General features: G+C 40.9%; 22 protein-coding genes. 10 read left to right on the forward strand and 12 right to left on the reverse strand.

The window, feature by feature from the left end; translation table 11 throughout:
• Nucleotides 1-115: 115 nt before the first annotated feature.
• Nucleotides 116-598 (forward strand): regulatory protein RecX, encoded by a 483-nt coding sequence (locus FLJC2902T_RS05090; protein ID WP_023578702.1) that lies wholly within the window; start codon nt 116-118, stop codon nt 596-598.
• Here FLJC2902T_RS05090 and FLJC2902T_RS05095 read toward each other — a convergent pair.
• The 8 genes from FLJC2902T_RS05095 to FLJC2902T_RS05130 all read right to left on the reverse strand — a co-directional run bounded on the left by FLJC2902T_RS05095 (nt 595) and on the right by FLJC2902T_RS05130 (nt 7,380).
• The gene (locus FLJC2902T_RS05095) at nt 595-1,755 is read right to left on the reverse strand and encodes a beta-ketoacyl synthase N-terminal-like domain-containing protein (protein WP_035677464.1); all 1,161 of its coding nucleotides are present in this window, start codon (nt 1,753-1,755) and stop codon (nt 595-597) included. The two genes, FLJC2902T_RS05090 and FLJC2902T_RS05095, sit on opposite strands and share 4 nt — an antisense overlap.
• Before the next feature lie 16 nt (nt 1,756-1,771).
• Complete coding sequence (gene bioA / locus FLJC2902T_RS05100) at nt 1,772-3,043, reverse strand: adenosylmethionine--8-amino-7-oxononanoate transaminase (RefSeq protein WP_023578704.1); 1,272 nt, start codon at nt 3,041-3,043, stop codon at nt 1,772-1,774.
• Nucleotides 3,044-3,173: 130 nt separating this feature from the next.
• On the reverse strand, nt 3,174-3,806 hold the full coding sequence (bioD, locus tag FLJC2902T_RS05105) for a dethiobiotin synthase (protein ID WP_023578705.1): 633 nt from the start codon (nt 3,804-3,806) through the stop codon (nt 3,174-3,176).
• A 53-nt stretch (nt 3,807-3,859) separates the two neighbouring features.
• Nucleotides 3,860-4,471, reverse strand: coding sequence for a hypothetical protein (locus FLJC2902T_RS05110; protein ID WP_035677323.1), 612 nt, complete (start codon nt 4,469-4,471; stop codon nt 3,860-3,862).
• Nucleotides 4,461-4,964, reverse strand: a complete 504-nt coding sequence (locus FLJC2902T_RS05115; protein ID WP_035677324.1) for an RNA polymerase sigma factor — start codon at nt 4,962-4,964, stop codon at nt 4,461-4,463. The genes FLJC2902T_RS05110 and FLJC2902T_RS05115 overlap by 11 nt, the downstream gene beginning before the upstream one ends.
• Nucleotides 4,965-4,971: 7 nt before the next feature.
• Complete coding sequence (locus tag FLJC2902T_RS05120) at nt 4,972-5,826, reverse strand: TraB/GumN family protein (protein ID WP_023578707.1); 855 nt, start codon at nt 5,824-5,826, stop codon at nt 4,972-4,974.
• A 50-nt stretch (nt 5,827-5,876) separates the two neighbouring features.
• On the reverse strand, nt 5,877-6,074 hold the full coding sequence (locus tag FLJC2902T_RS05125; RefSeq protein ID WP_023578708.1) for a hypothetical protein: 198 nt from the start codon (nt 6,072-6,074) through the stop codon (nt 5,877-5,879).
• 169 nt (nt 6,075-6,243) lie between these two features.
• Nucleotides 6,244-7,380 carry an aminotransferase class I/II-fold pyridoxal phosphate-dependent enzyme gene (locus tag FLJC2902T_RS05130; protein WP_023578709.1) on the reverse strand — a complete coding sequence of 379 codons (1,137 nt, stop codon included), beginning with the start codon at nt 7,378-7,380 and terminating at the stop codon, nt 6,244-6,246.
• Between the two features lie 120 nt (nt 7,381-7,500).
• Between FLJC2902T_RS05130 and FLJC2902T_RS05135 the strand changes: the two genes are divergently transcribed.
• The 4 genes from FLJC2902T_RS05135 to FLJC2902T_RS05145 all read left to right on the forward strand — a co-directional run bounded on the left by FLJC2902T_RS05135 (nt 7,501) and on the right by FLJC2902T_RS05145 (nt 10,372).
• The gene (locus FLJC2902T_RS05135) at nt 7,501-8,019 is read left to right on the forward strand and encodes a DUF2975 domain-containing protein (protein WP_023578710.1); all 519 of its coding nucleotides are present in this window, start codon (nt 7,501-7,503) and stop codon (nt 8,017-8,019) included.
• Between the two features lie 2 nt (nt 8,020-8,021).
• Nucleotides 8,022-8,240: a helix-turn-helix domain-containing protein gene (locus tag FLJC2902T_RS05140; protein WP_035677327.1), complete on the forward strand. Its 219-nt coding sequence runs from the start codon at nt 8,022-8,024 to the stop codon at nt 8,238-8,240.
• A gap of 61 nt (nt 8,241-8,301) precedes the next feature.
• Entirely contained in the window at nt 8,302-8,424 is a 123-nt protein-coding gene (locus FLJC2902T_RS16560; RefSeq protein WP_023578712.1) for a hypothetical protein, read from the forward strand.
• Nucleotides 8,425-8,464: 40 nt separating this feature from the next.
• Nucleotides 8,465-10,372: a transglycosylase domain-containing protein gene (locus FLJC2902T_RS05145; RefSeq protein ID WP_023578713.1), complete on the forward strand. Its 1,908-nt coding sequence runs from the start codon at nt 8,465-8,467 to the stop codon at nt 10,370-10,372.
• 143 nt (nt 10,373-10,515) lie between these two features.
• On the opposite strand, the gene FLJC2902T_RS05150 is transcribed toward FLJC2902T_RS05145, so the two are convergent.
• The gene (locus tag FLJC2902T_RS05150; RefSeq protein ID WP_035677333.1) at nt 10,516-11,265 is read right to left on the reverse strand and encodes a LytR/AlgR family response regulator transcription factor; all 750 of its coding nucleotides are present in this window, start codon (nt 11,263-11,265) and stop codon (nt 10,516-10,518) included.
• Nucleotides 11,262-13,085: a tetratricopeptide repeat-containing sensor histidine kinase gene (locus FLJC2902T_RS05155; protein ID WP_023578715.1), complete on the reverse strand. Its 1,824-nt coding sequence runs from the start codon at nt 13,083-13,085 to the stop codon at nt 11,262-11,264. Before FLJC2902T_RS05155 ends, FLJC2902T_RS05150 begins: the two co-directional genes overlap by 4 nt.
• Nucleotides 13,086-13,236: 151 nt before the next feature.
• Between FLJC2902T_RS05155 and FLJC2902T_RS05160 the strand changes: the two genes are divergently transcribed.
• The 5 genes from FLJC2902T_RS05160 (at nt 13,237) to FLJC2902T_RS05180 (ending at nt 19,699) form a co-directional block, all read left to right on the forward strand.
• Nucleotides 13,237-14,541 carry a prenyltransferase/squalene oxidase repeat-containing protein gene (locus FLJC2902T_RS05160; RefSeq protein WP_023578716.1) on the forward strand — a complete coding sequence of 435 codons (1,305 nt, stop codon included), beginning with the start codon at nt 13,237-13,239 and terminating at the stop codon, nt 14,539-14,541.
• A gap of 18 nt (nt 14,542-14,559) precedes the next feature.
• Nucleotides 14,560-15,735: a vWA domain-containing protein gene (locus FLJC2902T_RS05165; RefSeq protein WP_023578717.1), complete on the forward strand. Its 1,176-nt coding sequence runs from the start codon at nt 14,560-14,562 to the stop codon at nt 15,733-15,735.
• 39 nt (nt 15,736-15,774) lie between these two features.
• Complete coding sequence (locus FLJC2902T_RS05170) at nt 15,775-17,577, forward strand: DUF4139 domain-containing protein (RefSeq protein WP_023578718.1); 1,803 nt, start codon at nt 15,775-15,777, stop codon at nt 17,575-17,577.
• 64 nt (nt 17,578-17,641) lie between these two features.
• On the forward strand, nt 17,642-19,039 hold the full coding sequence (locus FLJC2902T_RS05175) for a PQQ-dependent sugar dehydrogenase (RefSeq protein ID WP_023578719.1): 1,398 nt from the start codon (nt 17,642-17,644) through the stop codon (nt 19,037-19,039).
• A 3-nt stretch (nt 19,040-19,042) separates the two neighbouring features.
• Nucleotides 19,043-19,699 carry an NADPH-dependent F420 reductase gene (locus FLJC2902T_RS05180; RefSeq protein ID WP_035677335.1) on the forward strand — a complete coding sequence of 219 codons (657 nt, stop codon included), beginning with the start codon at nt 19,043-19,045 and terminating at the stop codon, nt 19,697-19,699.
• Nucleotides 19,700-19,762: 63 nt separating this feature from the next.
• Here the strand turns inward: FLJC2902T_RS05180 and FLJC2902T_RS05185 are convergent, their stop codons facing one another.
• Complete coding sequence (locus FLJC2902T_RS05185; protein ID WP_023578721.1) at nt 19,763-20,803, reverse strand: aldo/keto reductase; 1,041 nt, start codon at nt 20,801-20,803, stop codon at nt 19,763-19,765.
• Between the two features lie 163 nt (nt 20,804-20,966).
• A complete protein-coding gene (locus FLJC2902T_RS05190) occupies nt 20,967-21,932 on the reverse strand; it encodes an OmpA family protein (protein ID WP_035677338.1) in 966 nt (321 codons plus the stop codon).
• Nucleotides 21,933-22,072: the final 140 nt, after the last annotated feature.

Below are 22,072 nucleotides of genomic sequence, written 5' to 3' on the forward strand. Positions count from 1 at the left end.
CTATATTTAATCCGCCTTAATCGACAAAACGCAAAAAAGCGGGCATCAAAAGTAGATAAAAATAACAGAATTAACATCTTTTGTGATTAAATTAATGTTAGGTTAAGAATAACTTATGAACACCAATTCACCAAAAACCCATACCGTAGACGAAGCCAAACGAAAACTGGAATATTACTGCAGCTACCAGGAGCGCTGTCATTATGAGGTTACAGAAAAGCTGAAATCACTAAATATGATTCCGCAGGTAATCGATGCCATCACCGTGCATCTCATCGAAAATAATTTTTTAAACGAGGAACGTTTTGCCGTGAGTTTTGCCCGTGGGAAGCACAACATTAAGAAATGGGGAAAAATCCGTATCGTGAACGAGCTCAAATACCGTCAAATTTCCAAATACAACATTGAGAGGGCGCTGAAAGAAATCATGCCCGAAGAATATACTAAAAGCTTTCATGATTTGGCCGAAAGCCAATGGGACTCCATTTCCGAAAGAAATATTCAGAAAAAGAAAAAGAAATTTTGCGATTATTTACTGCGCAAAGGCTACGAAAGCAACCTCATTTATGAAAAACTGAATGATTTAGCCAAAGATTAAACCGGTTTGGAAATCAGCACACTCACCGCATTTCCGCCAAAACCTACGGCATTCACCAGAACTTTACGGATGGCATTTCGTTTCGCTTGCGGTTTCACAAAAGGAACTTCAATAAACTGCTGGTGCTGCATCATTAATACCGCCATCTCCAGACTCAAGATTCCGGACGAACCAAACGTATGTCCGATTTTCCATTTGTTGGTAGTCAGCATCGGCAAAGCATCACCAAAAACATTCTGAATCGCCTTATATTCCGACGTATCTCCTTTAAGGGTCCCGGGTGCATGCATCACAATCGCATCAATTTCCTCTAAAGGAACATTGCCAATTGCCATTCGCATGGATTTTTTAAAACATTCCGCTTCAGTAGAAATGGAAATCCCATGTTCAAGTATGTCAGTCGCATAACCAACCCCTTCCACATAAGCCAAAGCCGATTCATGAATACCGGTTTCAAGACAAAGTATCCCAGCCCCTTCTCCTAAGACCATGGTACTTTTCTCTTTTTCAAGGTCAAAAGCCTTACAAGGGAATTCCGAAGTATCTTTGGAATAAATCTTAAGCGCCTGCATCTGTGCGATGGTAAAAGGCGTTAACGGTGCTTCACTTCCGCCTACCAAAAACTTCTCAGCCATACCCGACCGAAGCCAGGCCACACCGTTCAATAACGCGTGAAGCGCTGTGGAACACGTAATGGAATGGGAAATTTCCGGACCAGTGGATTTTAAATCGTGAGCTATCCAAGTGGAAATATTCCCCAGGGTAGTCGTGGGTGAAGCTAAAGTTGAGGTTTTTCCGGTAGCGATGAACTCTTCAAAATAGTTTTCAAAAAGCTCGGTTGCCCCGCGTGAGGAACCGATATTGATTCCGAAGACATCATTTTCCGACCATCCGGCCTGACGTATTGCTTCACGGGAGGCCAACATCGCATACAACACCGAATTATCCAGCGGTTTGTATTTATAATCGGAAGCTTTTAAATCGACCACCAATTGCTGCAATGAAACAGGCAACGAAGCCACCGGAACTTTTTGGGTACCAATTTCTTTTTCGGAAATTAATGAGGTTCCTTTCAGATATTCTTCCCAAATCAATTCAGGCTGATTTCCTAAGGGTGAAAAAGAGGCTAGTGCGGTGATGGCAATCGGTTTCAAAATCAAATTTTTTGCAAAGTTAGCATTCTGTCAATGCTTCTTCTATAGTTTGGTAAATTTTTTCCAATTGAGCATCCGAAATGATATACGGCGGTAAAATATAAACGATATTTCCTACCGGACGCAGGATCACCCCTTTTCCAATAAAGAAATTATACAGTTTGTTTCGGAAATCGCCATAATAACTTTCTGTCCCGTCGGTTTTGATTTCCAATGCGAAAATCACTCCTAAAACCCTGGTGTTTGCAACTCTATGATGATTTTGTATCCTTTGTTGAAACGCGAAATGTCTTGCGTTCACCCTTTGAATGTTCTCTTGCATTTCATCCGATTCCAACAATTGCATGCTTGCCAAAGCCGCTGCACAACCCGTAGGATTCGCAGTAAACGTATGTCCGTGAAACAGTGCTTTGTTCACATCGTCATCATAAAACCCATCAAACAACTCATGAGTAAAAGTCGTAATCGCCATTGGGATCGTTCCGCCTGTTAAGGCTTTCGAGAGACACATCATATCGGGTTGCTCGCTAAGATAATCGCAGGCGAAATTTTTTCCGGTTTTCCCGAACCCAGTCATGACCTCATCGGCTATGGTGAAGACTTGATGTTGTGTACACAAAGCAATCAGTTTATCCAGTTCGGCAGCCTCATACATCACCATCCCTGCCGCTCCCTGAACTAATGGTTCAAAAATAAAACAGGCAAATTCTTCGGTTTTCACCAATTGTTCCAAAGCATCATAACTGGCTTTCTCATTTCCTTTCGTAGGCACCGGAATCCGAACCACTTCAATCAACGAGCCTTTAAACGCTTCGGTAAAAAAAGAAATCCCGCTCGCCGCCATGGCCGCAAACGTATCGCCGTGAAAAGCATTTTCGAAAGCGATGATTTTGGTGCGACGTACGCCTTTGTTGTAAAAAAACTGCAAAGCGACTTTTATGGCAATTTCCACCGCAGTCGAACCGTTATCGGAATAAAACAGTTTCTTCTGATTATCGGGCAGCATCGGAATCAGTTTTTCCGCCACCATAACCGCCGGCTCGTGTGTAAAGCCGCCAAACAGAACGTGCTCTAAAGTCGTCAATTGTTTGTAAATTGCATCGGCTATAAATTTATTGGAATGCCCGTACGGATTCACCCACCAGGACGCAATCGCATCGATGTATTCTTTACCGTTTTCATCCCATAACAAAGCGCCTTCGCCTTTGGAAATGGCGATATGCGGTTGCGCGGTTTTATGCTGCGTGTACGGATGCCAGTTGTATTGTAGGTCTCTTTCGGATAAGTTCATTATTATATTTTAGATATTAAAGAGGCAAGAGACAAGAGGCAAGAAATGTATTCAGAAAACAATAGCACAAATACTCTCTTTCCATCTTCTTGTCTCTTGGTTCTTGTTTCTATTTCTATTTTCATTTTTCTTATAAACTCAACAGCTTATCTCTAAACAAGTCTGCGTAATACCGGACAACATTCTGATCAAAATACGGCTCGTTATCAATGCGCCCGATCATTTTGAGTCCGGTTTTCTTCAGAATAATTTCTTCCGAAGCTTTATTCTCATCCCCGTTAAAAATAATTCCGGCCACATTTAGCTTACGATTTTTCAGAGCTTCAATCGTCAACAAAGTATGATTGATACTTCCCAGATAATGGCGGGAAACGACGATCACTTTATAATCCGGTTGAATCAGATCAATTACGCAGTCTTCATCATTCAACGGCACAAAAACACCGCCGGCGCCTTCGATTACCAGATGATTCTTCTCCCGATAGCTATCGGGATTCGGTTCTTTGATTGTTTTTAAATCGATAACAATTCCGTCCAATTCAGCTGCTAAATGCGGACTGGCAGGTGTATTGAGTGCGTAGGCATTCGGAAAAAAAATCGACTTAGTATTCGATATGTATTGCTGAACTTTATAACTGTCGGAATGCTCCAAATCACCAGCCTGAACTGGCTTCCAGTAATCCGCTTCCAAAGCTTCGGTCAGGATTGCGGAGGCGATGGTTTTGCCTACATCGGTTCCGATTCCTGTGATGAATAATTTCATTAGCTTAAATCTTTCCACAAAAATAGAAAACCCATCTTAAAGATGGGCTTTTATTATTCTTCTTTTAATTCGTCGATTACTTTTCGGATTTCCTTGGCATATTTTCCGTAAAAATGGTGTACCCACCACTCGAGCGCCAATCCCATCGTTAATATGGAAATTGCCACTATCGCGAACAAAGCCGTTAAATGGCCGTTACTCAAACCGGTTGAGAAATCCACTGTTTTGGAAAATCCAATAAACAAAAACCCGAGCATAAACAAAACCAAAAACGGAGTTAAGGCAAAACCGAAGGTTTTATACAATTCCATATTCAGTCGGATATCGAAATACGTTTCGTATAAGCTGTCTTTGGTACTCAGAGCCGTTTTGTTTAATCGCTTGTAAAACATGTATAATTTCACCAGATAGTAAACACAAACCGCCACAAAAATGGTGAACAGCAAATAAAACGGTGCAAAAGCCTTCGCAGGCAAATGGTGTATAAATGGAACGAATCCAAGAAATATTATCGAAACTATTTGATAAATAAACTCGTTTTTCAGGTTCTTTTTTATCTTATCCAATGGCGTATTAGCCGATTGCAGTTTTTCCGTAGTAGTAGGAACAACAACATTCTCTGTTTTTTCGTTGTTCCAGGCTGATTGTATATCGTTAAAATCCATATCCTTGATTTTTTATGATTTCTTTTAATTTTTCTTTGGCCCGATTTAATTTTACCCTCGCATTTCCTTCGGAAATACCCATGCTTTCGCCAATTTCTTTGTGTGAAAACCCTTCAAGCTGGTAAAATATGATGGCCTTGTCAATTTTGTCCAGTTTCTGAACCGCCCGATAAAAATGTTCCAACTGACTTTCCTTAATATGGGCATCACAATCTTCTTCACGGATATTGTCCGAGGCTATTTCATATTTATCGACCTTCCGCTTTTCTTTTTTCAGAAAAATAATCGAGGTATTGATTGCCACCCGATACATCCAGGTCGAAAACTGGCTATCTCCCTTAAAAGTGTCATTCGCTTTCCACAACTGGCAGACGATTTCCTGAAACAAATCCTGTTGATCGTCAGGATTATCCATATACATTTTGGAAACCTTGTAAAGTATACCTTTATGTTGCTCGATGCGGGTTAAAAATTCCTGTTCTTTTGTTCTCAAAATGGTATCAGTTCATTACCGATTTCACAGTATAACCTGCTTTTCTTAATAACATAATTAATCCTTTTTCTCCTGCTAGATGAGCGGCACCTACCGCAAAAAACACACTTTCTTTTTTCATTAACTCCGGCATTTTACCGGCCCAATTTTTATTGCGAATATCCAGTAACCATTTTTTATCTTCCGCATCCATAAACTTCGGATCGTTGGTCATCTGGTAAATTGCATCCAACTGCTCGGAATTGTAAATAGTAATCAACTGCTTAAAATAGTCGGAATCGTAATACTTTAACTGATCAATCAACTCGTGCGCCGGATATGCCTTGTCCAGAAAATCGATTTGCTCGTTGAATTTCTCCAATCCTATAATTTCCATATTTTGGGCCGCCGCCATTTTCATGAATTCCAATTCGTACATTTTAGGAGGGCATCCCAAAGATTTGAACATAACCAAACTCATGATTGTGGTCAAAGAATAGTTGTCAAAAGTTGCAGCGCCTTGCCCGGTTTTTTCTTTTAGAAGAGCATCCAGTTTTTGGTATTCCTGAGGACTTAAGGTTTTGCTTAGCGGTTCTTTGGTTGTAGCCGATTGTTGCATGGTGGCCAATTCGGAAGGATCGTCCAAATCCAATTCCAAAGCCAGCATACTTGTTTTAACGAAGGCTTTTTGGGTTTTATCCGATATTTTAAAATCCGATTCACACATCATGTGCACGGTGCCGTACAAATACGATGATTTCGATAATCCGTTTCCGGACACTTCCCATAATAAGGAATTCGATTCCGATTTTGTTTGAGCATTGGCACCGAAACCAATGACTGAGGCAATAATTACGATGACCGATTTAATTGTGTTTTTCATTTTTGATTGATTTTTTGATGTTTGTTGATTGATGATTGAAACGCCGACTTTTATTTATTACGCATTTTCTGCATCGACATCATGCTTTTACCAAAAACAATAGCCGAAATAATCAGTACTGCTGCAGAAACTTCTTTGTCAAAGACAAAATAGTTTACAAGAGAAAAACTTAAAAGAAAAGATGACAATAAGATTAAAACAATAGTAGCGTACGTCTTTACTTTGTTTGAAGTGATTTCTGTTTTCATATGTGTAAATTTTAATTGTTATAGGTCACATATGTTATCGCCTTTTTATTTATTGGTGTTTGCTAACGCAAACTTTTTATTAATGGCGATTTCATAATGTTTTGTTTATTTGATTACGACTCGTAAGTAATCAAATAAACAAAACGTTACAGAAAATTTTTATATTTTTTTACAAAAGTGAGGAAATACAGGCAAATACATCTGAAATTTCTTCTTTCGAATTATAGCTGTGCAAACAAAAACGAAGGCGTTCCTGTCCTTGTGGTACCGTGGGTGATAAAATTGCCTTGACATCAAAACCATTGTCCTGAAGTTGTTGCGCGATGGCTTTCACTTTTTCGTTTCCGGGGATTATTGCCGACTGAATGGCTGATTTGCTTCGAACGAACAACGGCTTCAATCCCAACAAATTTTTCTGCTGATTGAAATGAACGATATTCTCACGAAGCAAGTTGATTTTTCCGGCTTCCAATTGCTGATAGGCTATCAAAATAGTGGCAACCGCATGCGGAGACAAGCCCGTGGTATAAATAAAACTTCGGGCAAAGTTGACCAGATAATCCTTTAATTGCTGACTTCCCAAAACAGCGGCGCCGTGGCAACCCAAGCCTTTTCCAAAGGTCATGATTCTGGCAAACACTTTATCCTGCAAATCTAAACTCTGAACCAAACCTTCTCCTTTTTCACCAAAAACACCCAGAGCATGCGCTTCATCAAGCACTAAAAGGCAGTTGAATTTTTCACACAGCTCAATCAATTCTTCCATATTCGGACAATCGCCGTCCATGGAAAAAACACTTTCGGTTACTACATAGATTTCGGAAGTATCAGTTTTAAACCGAAGCATCAGTTTCTCCAACGCTTCAAAATCATTGTGTTCGAATTTATAGGATTTGGCATTCGACAACTGAATCCCGTCACGAATGGAAGCGTGACTCAGTTCGTCATACAGAATCACATCGCTGCGTTGGGGCACCGAACTGAAAAAACCCACATTGGCATCATATCCTGAATTAAAAATCAGCGCACTTTCCGATTGATGGAATTGCGCGATGAAAGCTTCGGTTTCCGCATACAAAACATGATTTCCCGAAAGCAAACGTGAACCGGTTGCCCCGTTACTTTTTAAATTCCGATCCGACAACAGTTGATGGGTAGCCTCAAAAATGGATACGTTTTTCGAAAAACCGAGGTAATCGTTGGACGAAAAATCAATCAGTGAATTTTGTTCCGATAACTTTCGAAGCGAATTACTCTGAATCCGTTGGTTCAGCTTATCGGCTAATGATTTCGGGAAGTGTTTCATGATTCAAAGATAATCATCTTCATTAATTTCCATTTTTATAAATTTTATTGTTTTTCATATTTTTATTATTGTTTTTCGATAATTTTAATATATTTGCCTCAACCAATTAAACGAATAAACATGAAAAAATTAAACATGCTTAAAGGATTTGTTTCCCTTTTCTTCTTCCTCCAAATTATTGGAATAATAGGCTCATTAGTTTTAGCCACTATTTTTCTATTTCAGGAAGGCGATTTAGATATGCCACTAAAACTAAATGGAACAACGATTGAAGTCATAGATTTTCCAACCAAAATAGCTATCTTTTTTGTTTGCTTCGGGTATGCTGCTTTCGTATATGGCATCTATCTTTTCAAACAAATTTTAGAATTATTCTCTCAAAGAATCATTTTCGATGATCGAATTATTCTCAATTTCAACAAAATTGGAAAGTGTTTTTTGGCAACTACTTTGCTTACAGCTATTCCTGTTTTTATTTTAGAAATTATTTCAGAAAACAGAACATCAAACATCAATTTCACATCAGGCGGGTTTGACTCCATCCTTTTCACAGTGGGTTTGTCACTCTTTTTTATGGTATTAAGTGAAGTCTTTAAAATTGCCAAAACAATCAAAGAAGAAAACGAATTAACCGTATAATCATGCCCATCATTGTCAACCTCGACGTAATGCTCGCCAAACGAAAGATGCGTTCCAACGAACTCGCGGAGCAAATCGGCATCACCACCGCCAACTTATCCATACTCAAAACCGGAAAAGCGAAAGCCATCCGGTTTTCAACGTTGGAAGCCATCTGTGAAATTCTGGATTGTCAGCCCGGAGATATAATGGAATACATTCCGGAGGAAAAAAAGTTGTAACTTAGCGTATTCATTTTGCTCCCATGGAACCCTGATCCGAAAATCCTTCAACGGTAAACGCATGGCAATACCGGTAGAATATTCGGAACCGCAAGAAAAATACTTCCAAAAGAAATTCGAAGTGGAAAATTTAGTAGTTTCGCTCTCACAATTACACTATTTTCACAATGGCACTACGATCTAAAAAGCAAAAGTTTTTTCTCTTTCTGAAAATCTTCGCAGTTATGCTACTGCTGGCTTTGATCGGAATCTATTTCTTCCGTGACAACCTATTTCAAAAGGCTCTTGCCAAAGTGGAATCCAAATTCGACACCCAGTACAACTGTCATTTTTCGGTTAAAAAAGCCACTTTCATCGGAATATCCGGCGTAGAACTTGAAGATATCGTCTTAATTCCCAAAAAAGCCGACACACTTTTATCGGTACAGAAAATAAAAACGAGTTACAACATTTTAGAACTACTTACCGGCGATATTCAGCTGAAAAACCTGGAAATGAACAACGGTTTCATTCAACTGGTGAAAAACAAAAACGGACGGAATTTCGACGCTTTTCTGAAAAGAGACAAGACCGAACAATCCAATGACAAACGCAATTATGCGAAACTGGCATACCGATTGTTGTCAAAAGCACTAAATCTGGTTCCGACCGAAATGAAACTCGAAAACCTCTCGCTCCGCATGGACGATATGGGCCGAAAAGTAACACTTCACATGAATACGTTGCAACTGAAAGACCATCAGTTGCAGACCGCCATCAACGTAAAAACCAACACATTCTCCCAAAACTGGAATATAAAAGGTTTCGCCAATCCTCGCGAGAAAAAAGCCGATCTGAAATTCTTCAACAGCGATACTTCTAAAATTCAACTGCCTTATATTGATGAACGATTCGGACTCAAATCAAGTTTCGACAACATCCACGTAAAACTGGACAAACTGGAAATGGAAAGCGGCGAACTGCACATTGACGGGTTTACGTCGATTGAAAACTTTACCATCAATCATCCGAAAATCGCCCGAAAAGACGTAGTGATTAAAAACGCCCGTTTCGATTACCGTTTCTTATTGGGAAGGGATTTCATTTCGATTGACAGCACCTCATCGGCACAACTGAATCACATCAAAGTGCGTCCGTTTGTCGAATACAACACCGAAGAAGACACGATTTACAAACTGAAACTCGACATCCGAAAGATGAAAGCACAGGATTTCATCACTTCCTTGCCGCAAGGATTGTTCACCCATTTTGAAGGCATGGAAGCCGATGGAAGTTTCGATTACAAACTCGACTTCGAATACAACAAAAACAAACCGGACAAACTGATTTTCGACAGCAAAATCAACAAAGAAAACCTGCGCATTGTAAAATACGGCGAAGCGAATCTGGCGATGCTTAACGAACAATTCACCTATCGCGCCATTGAAAACGGTGTGCCGCAACGTCCCATATTAGTTGGTTCTGCCAATCCGAATTACACGCCGTTAAATCAGATTTCACCCTATCTGGAAAAAGCGGTTTTAACTAATGAAGATCCGTCCTTTTTCCGTCACCGCGGCTTTATTAACGAAGCTTTCAAACAGTCGATTGTAAAAAACATAAAAACCAAGAAATTTTCCCGTGGTGCGAGTACCATCAGCATGCAATTGGTCAAAAATGTGTTCCTGACGAGAGAAAAAACGCTTTCGCGGAAACTGGAAGAAATCCTGTTGGTGTACATTTTGGAAAACAACCGCATCGCTTCCAAATCGCGTATGCTGGAAGTGTATTTCAACGTAATCGAATGGGGTCCGAACGTGTATGGTATCGCCGAAGCGGCACAATTCTATTTCCAGAAAAGACCGGGTGACTTAACCCTGAACGAATGCTTGTATCTGGCTTCCATCGTACCAAAACCGAAGAAATTCATGTGGCAATTCGACAACGAAGGAAATCAGAAACCGTATGCACGAAAAAATCAGAACTTTATTAAAAACCTGATGCTGCGTCGGGCGTTAATTTTTCCTGAGGACACGGTGGGACAATCGGTTCCGATAAACATTTCCGGTCATGCCCGTTCGTTTTTAAAACTGAAAGTCGTTCAGGATTCGATTCCGACGGAAACGCAATTGGCGGATGAGTTTGATTTTTAAGGAAAGGTGCTAAGGCGCTGAGAGGCTAAGGTTCTAAGGTTTTATAGGTACTTTATGTGAAAATAATTTAGCCACAAAGCGCACTAAGAAGTTGTAAGGTTCCAATGTGTGTTTCTTAAAACCCCGTTATCAGCATACCATTATTATTTAAAATTTCGGAGAAAATCATCCTTATAAGTCGGAGAAACTTCAATTTCCGCACCGTCATTCAGCATAATCGAACCACCTTTATTGTACGATTTTACGAAGTTGATGTTGATGATATGCGATTTGTGTACGCGTAAAAATGGAAAAGGCAATATCTCCGAAAAATGCTTCAGAAAACGACACACCATTTTCTTGCTTCCGTCGGATAAATACAAATCGGTGAAATTCCCGTTTCCGCGCAAGCGTACAATTTCTTCCATTTTCACCACTTCAAAACCTTCTAAGGTAGGCAAAATCACCTGTTGTTTTTCGGGTTTGGTTTCGCGGAAATTCTCTACGATGATTCGGTTCCGATTGAAGAGTTCGTTGTTTAAGATATGCTGCTGTACTTTATTGACCGCGACTATCAATTCTTCGATACTGATCGGTTTCAACAGATAATAGGCCGCACTTTGGTTTAAGGCTTTCAGCGAATATTCCGAGAAAGCGGTCACGAAAATCGTTTCGAACTGCAAATCCTTACAGGCTTCCAACACGTCAAAGGCATTTCCGAAAGGCATCTCCACATCCAGAAAAACCAATTGTGGCGATACTTCATGTAACAACGGAACGGCTTCTTTAATGTTTTGCGCTTCACCGACAATTTCCACCTGTGGGCAGTATTTACTCAAATAATTTTTAAGTACTTCGCGGGCAGCCACTTCGTCTTCCACAATTACGGCGCGTATTTTCTGTAAGGTCATCATGGTTTATCAAGTAAAGGAAACGTGATTTCTACTAAAGTTCCGGTCGTTCCGCTGTTTTTCTCGGTGACAGAAAAAGCGATATTCGATTTGTACAATTCGTTCAGCAGGCTGATGCGCTCTTTTGTATTGGTCAAACCACGTGACTGGTGCACTTTCTGGTTTCGGGTTTTGAGTTCGGCGCTTTTGGTTAAACCGATGCCGTCATCGTCTATCACAACCGAAATTTTATTGTTCTTTACACCGAAGCGCAACTGCAACATCCCTTTTGTTTCCCTATAACGCAAACCGTGCCAGATCGCATTTTCAAGATGTGGCTGAATGAGCATGTTCGGAACAAAAGTCGTTTCGGTATCGAGATGCTCATCGACTATAATTTCATAATCGAATTTATCCTGAAAACGCAAATGTTCCAAGTCCAGGTATTTCTTCAGTTGTTCTATTTCACTGTTCAGACTGATGAAATCCTTATTGGAGTTTTCCATCATGTTGCGCATCAGGTGCGAATATGAAGTCAGGTACTTATTGGCTTCCAGTTCCTTATTCTGCGAAATGAATTGATTGACACTGTTAAGACTGTTGAAAATAAAATGCGGATTCATCTCTCGGCGTAACGACTGCAGCGCAATTTCCTTGTTTTTGGTTTTGATGGAATACAGCGCTTTGACAATCAATCCGAAAAGCAACAATAATAGACCGATAGATCCCATCAGAAAATAATTGAAGGTGTTTTTCTTGGAAATCAGTTCGTCTTTCAGGGCTTTTTCTTTCTCTAACTGTCGGATTTTTTCTTCCGTGACTTGGAAGGTTTTCCCATCAATCAGCGAACTGTCGTTTTTGATCAGCTTATCGAAATTCTGAAAAAACTGTTCGTACAAGGCGATGCTTTCCTTGTCTTTTCCGTTCGATTTATAATAGTGAAGTAATTGTGTCAGGCTGTTTTTAACCTCAGCGGTTTTGCCTTGTTCTGTTGCCAAAGCGTAGGCTTGCTTTAGAGCTGAAATCGCTTTTTCGGGTTCATTTTTCTTGAAATAAATTGTCGCTAACTCCTGCAATTGCTTTATTTGCGTATCAAAATCGTTTTTATCCTGAGCTTCCGTCAGTAATTTTTGGTTGATAGCAATCGCCTTGTCAAACTGATTGTCGGAGGCATAGACTTTCGCAATTTCGCTTTTCAGTTTTACGACTTCTTCCGGCTTGTCTTTCGAATAGGAAATCGCTTTTTCATAGCTCTCGATGGCGACTTCCTTGTTCTTCTGTTGCAGACTTACCTCGGCCTGTTGCACATACGCATCGGCAACTTCGGCTTTCTTATCTTCTTTCTCCAATAGCTGGATATTCGATTTATTGTAGGCCGCCTGTGCCGCAGGGTTGTTCGCGCTGCGCAAACGGTTCGCATCATTTTGGTTAACCTGCTCGTAACTTTTATCCATAGAAGCTGCACTGGCCGCTTCATAATTTTTAATGGCAGAACTGACTTTATTCTGCGCTTCCTGAACTTTCGCTAAATTTCGGGTAACACGGGTTTTATCTGCCTTTCGGTTTAATTTGGTATAACTGACCAATGCTTTTTTCAGATACTCTTCACCTTTGGCATAATCTCCCTTATCGATAAATCCCTGCGCGAGATTTTCATAATTTTTGGCAATTTTCAGTTCGTCATTGGCATCTAACGATTCTTTTAAGTCGTCTGCCGCTTTACTGATTTTGGAAACCGAAGCTTTTTTGCTTTTTGAAACAGGTTTAATGGTGTCCTGAGCCGAAGCTTCCATACCGAAAGCCAGCATCAAAATCCATCCTAAAACCATTCCTTTCAACCGCATATGATTCGTATTTATTTCTAAATGTAAAGTAAATTATTTTAAAACGCTTTTCCTAATCGTTTCACCAAGTCAAAACCCCGTTTCACCCATTCTGCAAAAAACGCAGGCTTTCTCTGAATAATTTTGAGATATAATCATAAAACGTAAAGCCATGAAAACGGAAAATCTTTTAATAGCATTGAGTGCAACCGCATTAGTTTCGGGTGTGATTCTGAAAGACAAAATCATGCCGAATAACAAATACATCATGAACTATGAAAAACCCGCCACCGAAGAAAAACCCTGTGTATTTATGTCGGTCATGGGCGAACAATCGGTGACCGGTTACAACACTTACAAAAAGGATTCCAAAAATACATCGGCCATAACCCAAGGGGAAAACTGGCTGATTAAAGCACAAAACAAAGACGGTGGTTGGGGTGCCGGTTCGCACAGCAATCAGGGAGAAATGAATCCGCATGCCGTAAGCTCGGATCCCGCTACAACAGCAATGGCAGCGATGGCATTGTACCGTTGCGGTTATACCGTGGAAAAAGGTGCTTACAAGCAAAAACTTTCCGAAGCACTACACTTCTTATTGAATGAAGTCGAAAAAAATAAAGACAACGAATTCATAACACAAGTACGCGGCACGCAAATCCAAACCAAATTGGGTCAGAATATCGATGCCGTACTTACCCTTCAATTCTTAAATCAGGTGGTTCCGACCTTATCGGATAAAAAATTGACGAAAAGAGTCGAAAACGCTATTCAGATTTGCGTCGACAAAATCGAAAAATCCTATGAAGGTAGCGGAAAAGTTTCCGGCGCGGGATGGGCAGGCGTATTGCAATCGTCGTTTGCTAATTCCGGTTTGGAACAGGCAGCCAAAAACAAAAACATCAAAGTAAGCAAAGACAAAATGGAGGCCGCGCGAAATTATCAGAAAAGCAATTATGATGCGGACAACAATACCGCAAAAACCGAAGACGGCGCTGGAATCATGCTGTATGCCGTGAGCAGTTCCGTAAGAGGAAGTGCCGCCGAAGCCAAAGAAGCGGAAACCGTGTTTGAAGAGGCAAAAGCATCGGGTAAAATTGATAAAAAAGCGACCTTAAACCGTGCTAATTTAGAGAAAATCGGCGTTCCGAAAGAAAAAGCGGCCAGTTATGAAGTAGCCGATAAAGTGTACAAAGCCGCAAAAGTAAAGGCGATGGACAACAACGTGATGAATGGGTTCGGAAACAACGGCGGGGAAGAATTCCTGAGTTTCCTTCAGACCGGCGAATCGATGATCGTAAAAAAAGACAACGACTGGAAAACCTGGTACGACAACGTTAGCGGTAAAATGATAAAAATCCAAAATCAGGACGGTAGCTGGAACGGACATCACTGTATTACGAGTCCGGTCTTCTGTACTGCCACTTCCCTACTGATTTTAACCATAGAAAACGATATCAAAACATTGCAGCAATAACCCTAAAATACCATACCTATGAAAACTACATTCATTATTTCCACCCTTTTTGCAACTGCACTCTCTTTTGCGAACTGCACTAATGCCAACAGTAACGCTAAAAATTACAGTATTACAACATCAACCGCAGTTACAAAACCGACCAAAACCGAAAACACTAAGATTCAGGTAGCGATTCTTCTGGACACATCCAACAGCATGGACGGTTTGATCGAACAGGCAAAATCCCGTTTGTGGAATATCGTCAATACGCTAACCACACTGAAATATCATGGCAAAACACCTGATATTGAAATCGGTTTGTACGAATATGGGAATGACGGGCTTTCACAACAATCCAATTACATCCGACAAGTAGCACCGTTGACAACCGATCTGGATCTGATTTCCGAAAAACTGTTCTCCTTACGCACCAACGGTGGTTCCGAATACTGCGGTGCCGTAATTACCGATGCGACCAAACAACTGAATTGGGGCAAAGACAAGTCGAGCATGAAACTGATTTACATTGCCGGAAATGAACCGTTTAATCAGGGCGGCATCAATTACAGGGAAGCCATCAGCGATGCGGTACACAATGACATTTACATCAATACCATTTTCTGCGGAAATCAGGAAGAAGGGATTCGAACCTTCTGGAAAGACGGCGCCGATGCCGGAAAGGGAAAATACTTCAACATCGATTCGAATCGGGCGGTATTGTACATTGCCACGCCTTATGATGTTCGTATTTCGGAATGCAATGCCAAAATCAACGAAACCTATATCAGTTACGGTGTCAAAGGTGCGGAAAAGAAGAGAAATCAGGAAATGCAGGACAGTAATGCACAAGGGGTTTCCGCTGCCAACTATACCGAACGCGCGGTGAGTAAATCGAAAGCAGCCTATAAAAATGACAGTTGGGATCTGATCGATAAAGTAAAAGAAGACAAAGAAGCGGTTACCAAACTGAAAAAAGAAGAATTGCCAAAGGAACTGCAAAACAAATCAGCAGCCGAAATAAAAGCCTATGTAGAGAAAAAAGGTAAAGAACGTGAAGCCATCCAGAAAGAAATCGGCGAACTGGCCAAAAAACGTCAGGCGTATATTGATGCCGAAACTAAAAAATCAAAATCACAGGACGATTTGGGAAATGCCATCAGCACTTCGGTGATTGCTTTTGCGAAAGTTAAGGGATATACGGTGGAAAAGTAAAAGCAAATTCTTACTTTTATCACAACAAAATTCATTTATATGAAACAGTATTTTTCAGCATTGCTGATTTTAGCTACAGGAACCCTATTTGCCCAGAAACCGATTTTTACCAATGCCAAAGTAAAATCGGCCACCGTTTATTTTAATGCGGCGGAAATTTCGCAAAACACGACTGTAAATCTTCCCGCAGGGACCAGTGAAATTGTGGTGAAAAATGTGGCAAATTTCCTCAACGAAAGTTCGGTGCAGATTGGCGCACCGTCAACCATAACCGTGCTTTCGGTGCAGTTTACGAACGATTATATTTCCGAATATGATGCTGATGGAAACTCTCCGGCGATTAAAACGGTAAAAGACAGTATACTGTTGGTGGAAAAAGAGATTGACAAAGTCATTAACATGAAAAATTCCGAAAACAAAACCATTGAACTTTTGGACAAAAACCAACAGGTCTTCGGTCAAAATTCAGGTTTAAGTGTAGCAGAACTGATGAAAATGGTCGAATACTACAAAGCCAAACGTACCGAAATCAGTAACAATGTAAATACGCTAACTGAAAAAGAGGAAAAACTGAATAAAACATTGGAACGTTTAAATAACAAACTGGAAATCAATACCGAAAAAGAAGAAAAAACATCGACAGGAAAATTGGTATTACAAGTAATGAATACCGTTGCCGGAAACGTTCCTTTGGAAATTTCGTATCTGACTAATAACGCGGGTTGGACACCCTTTTATGATTTGAGAGCGGACAATGTTGCCTCACCCATCAACATGATGTACAAGGCGCAAGTAATTCAAAATACGGGTGTCGACTGGAAAAAAGTAAAACTGACCTTGTCGAGTGGCATGCCCAATCAGAACAATCAGGCGCCGACCGTGAATCCTTGGTTTTTAAGATATTTAAACCCTCAGGCCGCAAATCCGAATGTAGTCCAATCTTTAAACGGAAGCGTGGCCGGATTGCAGGTGAATGCTCCTACCGGCCAGAAGACAAAAATCGTTTTGAGAGGCAATCGCTCTATTTCAGGAAACAGTCAGGCTTTAGTTGTTATTGACGGACAAATATCCACCGCTGAAATATTACAACAACTTCCACCCGAAACAATTAAGAGTACAAACATTTTAAAAGGAGCACAAGGAGCTGCATTGTATGGCGATCAGGGTGTAAACGGAGTAATCGTGGTGACCACAAAACAAGGCATGGGTGATTACACCTCCATTTCTGAAAACCAACTCAACATTTCTTTCGACATCGACATTCCTTACGACATCGTATCCAACGGAAAGAAACACAGTGTGGCACTGAAAGAAATCAAATTACCGGCTTCCTACAAGTATTATGCGGCACCGAAACTAGATAAAGAAGCCTTCCTTCTATCGGAAATTACAGATTACGGAAAATACAACCTCCTGAAAGGCGAAGCGAATATCATTTTTGAAGGTATATACGTTGGTAAAACATGGGTAAACCCGGGACAGACTTCCGATACGTTGAATCTGAGCATGGGGCGCGATAAAAAGGTGTCCATCAAACGGGAGAAAGTAGCGGATAAATCGGGAACGAAATTTTTATCATCTAAAAAAGAACAAACCTTCACTTACGATATTATTATCCGAAACAATAAAAAGGAAACTGCTTCCATTAAGGTAGAAGACCAGATCCCATTGAGTACCGATAAGGAAATTGAGATTGAAGTAAAAGACAAAGACGGAGCTAAAATGAATTCGGAAACCGGCTTACTTATTTGGGAGATCAGTTTAAAACCCAACGAAACCAAAAAAATCCGTTTGAGTTATCTGGTGAAATACCCGAAAGACAAAACGATAGAAAATTTATAAATCAGCAATCCCGGCCAAGTGTCGGGATTTTTTTATAAATTTATGACAATCAAACCCTTAAGCTATGAAAACAATACTTCTTTTTATTGCTTTGGTCTTTATCCAATGTACGCAACATTCCCAAACTCCCACCTCATCCGTCATTGGATTACAGAGTTTTGCCACGGGTTTTTCTTCTCCTGTAGAAATCACCCATTGCGGTGACAGCCGGCTTTTTGTGGTGGAACAGGACGGACTCATCAAAATCCTGAATACCAACGGAACAATAAACCCCACTCCTTTCCTAAACGTTACCACTTTAACTAACGGCGGAGGGGAACAAGGATTATTAGGACTGGCGTTTCATCCCAATTATGCATCCAACGGTTATTTTTACATTAATTATACAAGGATTAGTGACGGCGCTACGGTCATTGCCCGATATTCCGTTAACACAGGTAATCCCAATACTGCTAATCCATCCGGAACTGTATTGTTACTCATTCCGCAACCCTATTCTAATCACAATGGCGGCACTTTAAAATTTGGTCCTGATGGTTATTTATACATTGGCATGGGCGATGGCGGAAGCGGTGGCGACCCAGGAAACCGTGCGCAAAACATCAATGAGCTGCTCGGAAAAATGTTGCGCATCGATGTTAATTCGGGTTCCCCTTACGGAATTCCTCCAAACAATCCGTATGTGGGTGTGGCAGGAGCGGATGAAATCTGGGCCATAGGACTTCGGAATCCCTGGAAATTCTCCTTCGACCGACAAAACGATGATTTATGGATAGCCGATGTGGGCCAGAATCAGTACGAAGAAATCAACCGTGCCGGCGGTACGGAAGCCGGACTCAATTACGGCTGGCGATGTTACGAAGGGAATACCGCTTACAACACCACTGGTTGTCCGCCACAGGCTTCGCTGAAAGCACCTTTAGTTGTTACTACTCATTCCTCGGGATCCTGTTCCGTAACGGGAGGTTATGTTTATCGCGGAACAAATTACCCCAATTTTCAGGGGAAATATTTCTTTTCCGATTACTGCAAAGCACAGATTGGCATGGCCGACAGCTCAGGAAACGTAACCTATTCCCAGACATTTACCGGCAACAATTTTGTGACTTTTGGGGAAGATGTGAATGGCGAGATGTATGTCGGCTCTATCAATAACGGGGTCATTTACAAATTGGTCGACAGTTCGCTGAATGTTTCGAAAAATGACAAAAAAGCGTTTCTTATTTATCCGAATCCTGCAAAATCTGAGATTTTTGTTCAGAGTAACGATGACGGGAATTTTGCCACTGCCATAACCCTTTTCGATTGCAACGGAAAAAAACTACTTTCCCAGAAAACGGAAAGCCAACCGATACATTCCGTGAACACCGGAAACTTAGCTTCGGGATGGTATCTTCTGAAAATAAAAGACAACGCGGGACAAGTGTACACCCATAAACTCATAGTGAACGATAAACTCTAAGTGATGAAAATAGCAGTAATGGGAACCGGTATGGTAGGAGATGCCATCGGTTCAAAATTAATTTCTTTGGGACACTCCGTTATGATGGGCAGCCGGACCAAAAACAATGAAAAAGCGCTTGCCTTTGTAAGCAAAAATTCAGACAACGCGAGTGAAGGCACCTTTGCAGAGGCAGCCCGTTTTGGCGAAATTATTTTTAACTGTACCAAAGGAGAACATTCATTGGACGCTTTAAAATCAGCCGGTGATGCCCTTAACGGAAAAATACTTGTGGATATCGCCAATCCGTTGGATTTTAGTCAGGGCATGCCACCAACATTGCTTCCTGCTTTGAGTAATTCCAATTCATTGGGTGAAGAAATCCAGAAAGCGTTTCCCGATACGAAAGTGGTAAAAACACTAAATACAATGTGGAACGGTTTGATGGTAAACCCTAACCTGATTGGAAACGGTGACCACATCAATTACATTTGCGGGAACGATGCGGATGCGAAATCTAAAGTAATCTCTATACTCAATGAAGTGGGCTGGAAAAAAGAAAACATCCTTGATCTTGGCGATATTTCCGCCGCGAGAGGAACAGAAGGCTACTTACCGTTATGGCTGCGAATTTATGGTGCTACCGGCAGTGGCGCCTTTAATTTTAAGTTGGTGAAATAAAAACAGGTTTCTTTCAACAAATCCCTCAACTTCCGGCCTTTAAAAGAGATACATTTTAACTTTTTAAGGCGCCGGATTCGGAATCAGTTCCTGTATTTTGTTGATTTCGGCTAAAACGGCATCGGTTAAAACCACATCGAAGGCATTGATATTTTCCTCCAATTGACTTAAAGTTGTAGCCCCGATAATCGTGGACGTTACAAACTTTTGATGATGTACGAAAGCGATGCCCATTTCGGTTACGGTCATACCACAATCCTTTGCCAAATCCTGGTATAATTTGGTTGCTTTATGGCAATTTTCGTTCGTATATCGAGTGAAATGCGGGAACAAATCCAAGCGGGAATTCGGCACAATACCCTTTAAATGTTTTCCGGTAATGAAGCCGAAACCGAGTGGTGAGTAGGCCAGTAAACCGACATTTTCCCTCATGCAAATTTCAGACAATCCCACTTCAAACAAACGGTTCAACAGGGAATACGGGTTTTGAATCGTGGCGATTCGCGGCAGGTTGTGTTTCTCGCTTTCGTTTAAAAACTTCATCACACCCCACGGATTTTCATTGGAAACACCAATATGCTTGATTTTTCCTTCCTTGATTAAACCGTCAAAAACCGTCAGTACTTCTAAAATATTATCCTGCCATTGGTTATCGATTTCCGAAACTCCGCGTTTTCCGAACATATTCATAACACGCTCCGGCCAATGCATCTGATACAAATCGATATAATCCGTTTGCAGGTTTTTCAGACTCAGATCTACCGCTTCATGCAGACTCTTTTTCGAGAAATCCAACGGTTGGCGAATATATCCCATGCCACGGTTCGGACCGGCAATTTTGGTAGCCACAACCAATTTTTCCCTTTTCGATTTTCCTATTTTGTTGAGCCACGTTCCTATGAAACGCTCAGTACTTCCAAAAATATGCTCGTTCCCACCAATAGGATACATTTCGGCCGTATCGATAAAATTGATACCGCGTTCCGTGGCATAGTCCAATTGGGAATGGGCTTCAGCTTCCGTATTCTGATTGCCGAAGGTCATTGTTCCAAGGCATATTTTGCTAACTTGTAAATCGGTATTGGGTAAGGTGATATAGTTCATATTTGAAGGTTCTGAGGTTCTGAGGTTCTGAGGTTCTGAGGTTCTGAGAGGCAAAGGTAAAATTTAGTTGACAGCTACACTAACGGTTAACATTTTTTTAAAAACAAAAAGGCCCTAAGAATTACCTTAGAGCCTTAGCAACTCAGCACCTTAGTACCTCATCTTAAATATCGTTCAGCATCTTCGTGATTTCATCCAATTTTGGAGTCAGGATGATTTCGATACGACGGTTTTTCGCTTTTCCTTCAGCCGTTTCGTTGCTCATTAAAGGCGAATATTCTCCGCGACCTGCCGCTGTCAGGTTTTCTTTTCTAACCGAAGTGTTTGACGTTAGGATATTCACGATTGCAGTAGCACGCTTGGTAGATAAATCCCAGTTGTTTTCCACACCACCACCAATGGTTCCGGTAATTTTATCATTATCCGTATGTCCTTCGATTAACACGGAAATATCCGGATTGTCACCCAATACTTTTCCGACTAAGTCCACCGCTTTTTTACCGTCCGGATTTACTACCCAGCTTCCGGATTCGAAAAGTAGTTTGTTTTCCATGGAAACGTATACTTTCCCGTCTTTTTGTTGTACCGTCAATCCTTTTCCTTCAAACGCACGCAACGATTTTGAAAGGGTTTCTTTCAGTTTGTTCATGGCCGCTTCTTTGGCTGCGATCATGCTTTCCAATTCGTTTACACGATCGGAACGGTCTTTCAAGTCTTTGTTTAATTTGTCCAGACGCGATCTTTCGGCAGCCAGGGCTTTTTCTTTAGCTTCCAGTTGCGCTAACAGATCACGGTTTTTATCCATGTTGCTTTTTAAAGCTTCGTCGCTGTTTTTTTCCAAAGCGTTGTACGAAGACTGCAATGTTTTTAAATTGTTGCTTGCCGCTGCATAATCCGAAGCCAGCTTGTCTCTCTCAGCTTTCAGTTTATCCAATTCCGATTGTAACGTGGCTTTTTCGTTTTCCAACTGACCTTTAGCGGTTGATAAAGCAGTGTTATCATCAGCTAATTGGCGGTTTTCTTTCTTTAAATCGGCGAATTTGGTTTCTAAATCGGTATACATTTTTTTAGAAACGCAAGAGGTGGTTAAGGCTAACGCCAAAATTCCTGCAGATACATGTTTTATCATTTTTTCGAGGTATTTATTATTATTCAATTTCTCCTTTATACTTGTTTTTATTCTTTACTGAAAGTCCATTTTTCACAACTAAACTTCTGTTTCCGCCAAATCCCTAGCCCCGATGGGAGTGGCATCCTTTTCTTGTCTCG

It is taken from the genome of Flavobacterium limnosediminis JC2902 (genome assembly GCF_000498535.1).
Classification (GTDB): Bacteria; Bacteroidota; Bacteroidia; order Flavobacteriales; family Flavobacteriaceae; genus Flavobacterium; species Flavobacterium limnosediminis.

Coding starts and splice junctions, on each gene's coding strand:
- FLJC2902T_RS05090 (WP_023578702.1), top strand. CDS start 116: ATGAACACCAATTCACCAAAAACCCATACCGTAGACGAAGCCAAACGA.
- bioA (WP_023578704.1), bottom strand. CDS start 3,043: ATGAACTTATCCGAAAGAGACCTACAATACAACTGGCATCCGTACACG.
- bioD (WP_023578705.1), bottom strand. CDS start 3,806: ATGAAATTATTCATCACAGGAATCGGAACCGATGTAGGCAAAACCATC.
- FLJC2902T_RS05110 (WP_035677323.1), bottom strand. CDS start 4,471: ATGGATTTTAACGATATACAATCAGCCTGGAACAACGAAAAAACAGAG.
- FLJC2902T_RS05120 (WP_023578707.1), bottom strand. CDS start 5,826: ATGAAAAACACAATTAAATCGGTCATCGTAATTATTGCCTCAGTCATT.
- FLJC2902T_RS05125 (WP_023578708.1), bottom strand. CDS start 6,074: ATGAAAACAGAAATCACTTCAAACAAAGTAAAGACGTACGCTACTATT.
- FLJC2902T_RS05130 (WP_023578709.1), bottom strand. CDS start 7,380: ATGAAACACTTCCCGAAATCATTAGCCGATAAGCTGAACCAACGGATT.
- FLJC2902T_RS05135 (WP_023578710.1), top strand. CDS start 7,501: ATGAAAAAATTAAACATGCTTAAAGGATTTGTTTCCCTTTTCTTCTTC.
- FLJC2902T_RS05140 (WP_035677327.1), top strand. CDS start 8,022: ATGCCCATCATTGTCAACCTCGACGTAATGCTCGCCAAACGAAAGATG.
- FLJC2902T_RS16560 (WP_023578712.1), top strand. CDS start 8,302: ATGGCAATACCGGTAGAATATTCGGAACCGCAAGAAAAATACTTCCAA.
- FLJC2902T_RS05145 (WP_023578713.1), top strand. CDS start 8,465: ATGCTACTGCTGGCTTTGATCGGAATCTATTTCTTCCGTGACAACCTA.
- FLJC2902T_RS05150 (WP_035677333.1), bottom strand. CDS start 11,265: ATGATGACCTTACAGAAAATACGCGCCGTAATTGTGGAAGACGAAGTG.
- FLJC2902T_RS05155 (WP_023578715.1), bottom strand. CDS start 13,085: ATGCGGTTGAAAGGAATGGTTTTAGGATGGATTTTGATGCTGGCTTTC.
- FLJC2902T_RS05160 (WP_023578716.1), top strand. CDS start 13,237: ATGAAAACGGAAAATCTTTTAATAGCATTGAGTGCAACCGCATTAGTT.
- FLJC2902T_RS05165 (WP_023578717.1), top strand. CDS start 14,560: ATGAAAACTACATTCATTATTTCCACCCTTTTTGCAACTGCACTCTCT.
- FLJC2902T_RS05170 (WP_023578718.1), top strand. CDS start 15,775: ATGAAACAGTATTTTTCAGCATTGCTGATTTTAGCTACAGGAACCCTA.
- FLJC2902T_RS05175 (WP_023578719.1), top strand. CDS start 17,642: ATGAAAACAATACTTCTTTTTATTGCTTTGGTCTTTATCCAATGTACG.
- FLJC2902T_RS05180 (WP_035677335.1), top strand. CDS start 19,043: ATGAAAATAGCAGTAATGGGAACCGGTATGGTAGGAGATGCCATCGGT.
- FLJC2902T_RS05185 (WP_023578721.1), bottom strand. CDS start 20,803: ATGAACTATATCACCTTACCCAATACCGATTTACAAGTTAGCAAAATA.
- FLJC2902T_RS05190 (WP_035677338.1), bottom strand. CDS start 21,932: ATGATAAAACATGTATCTGCAGGAATTTTGGCGTTAGCCTTAACCACC.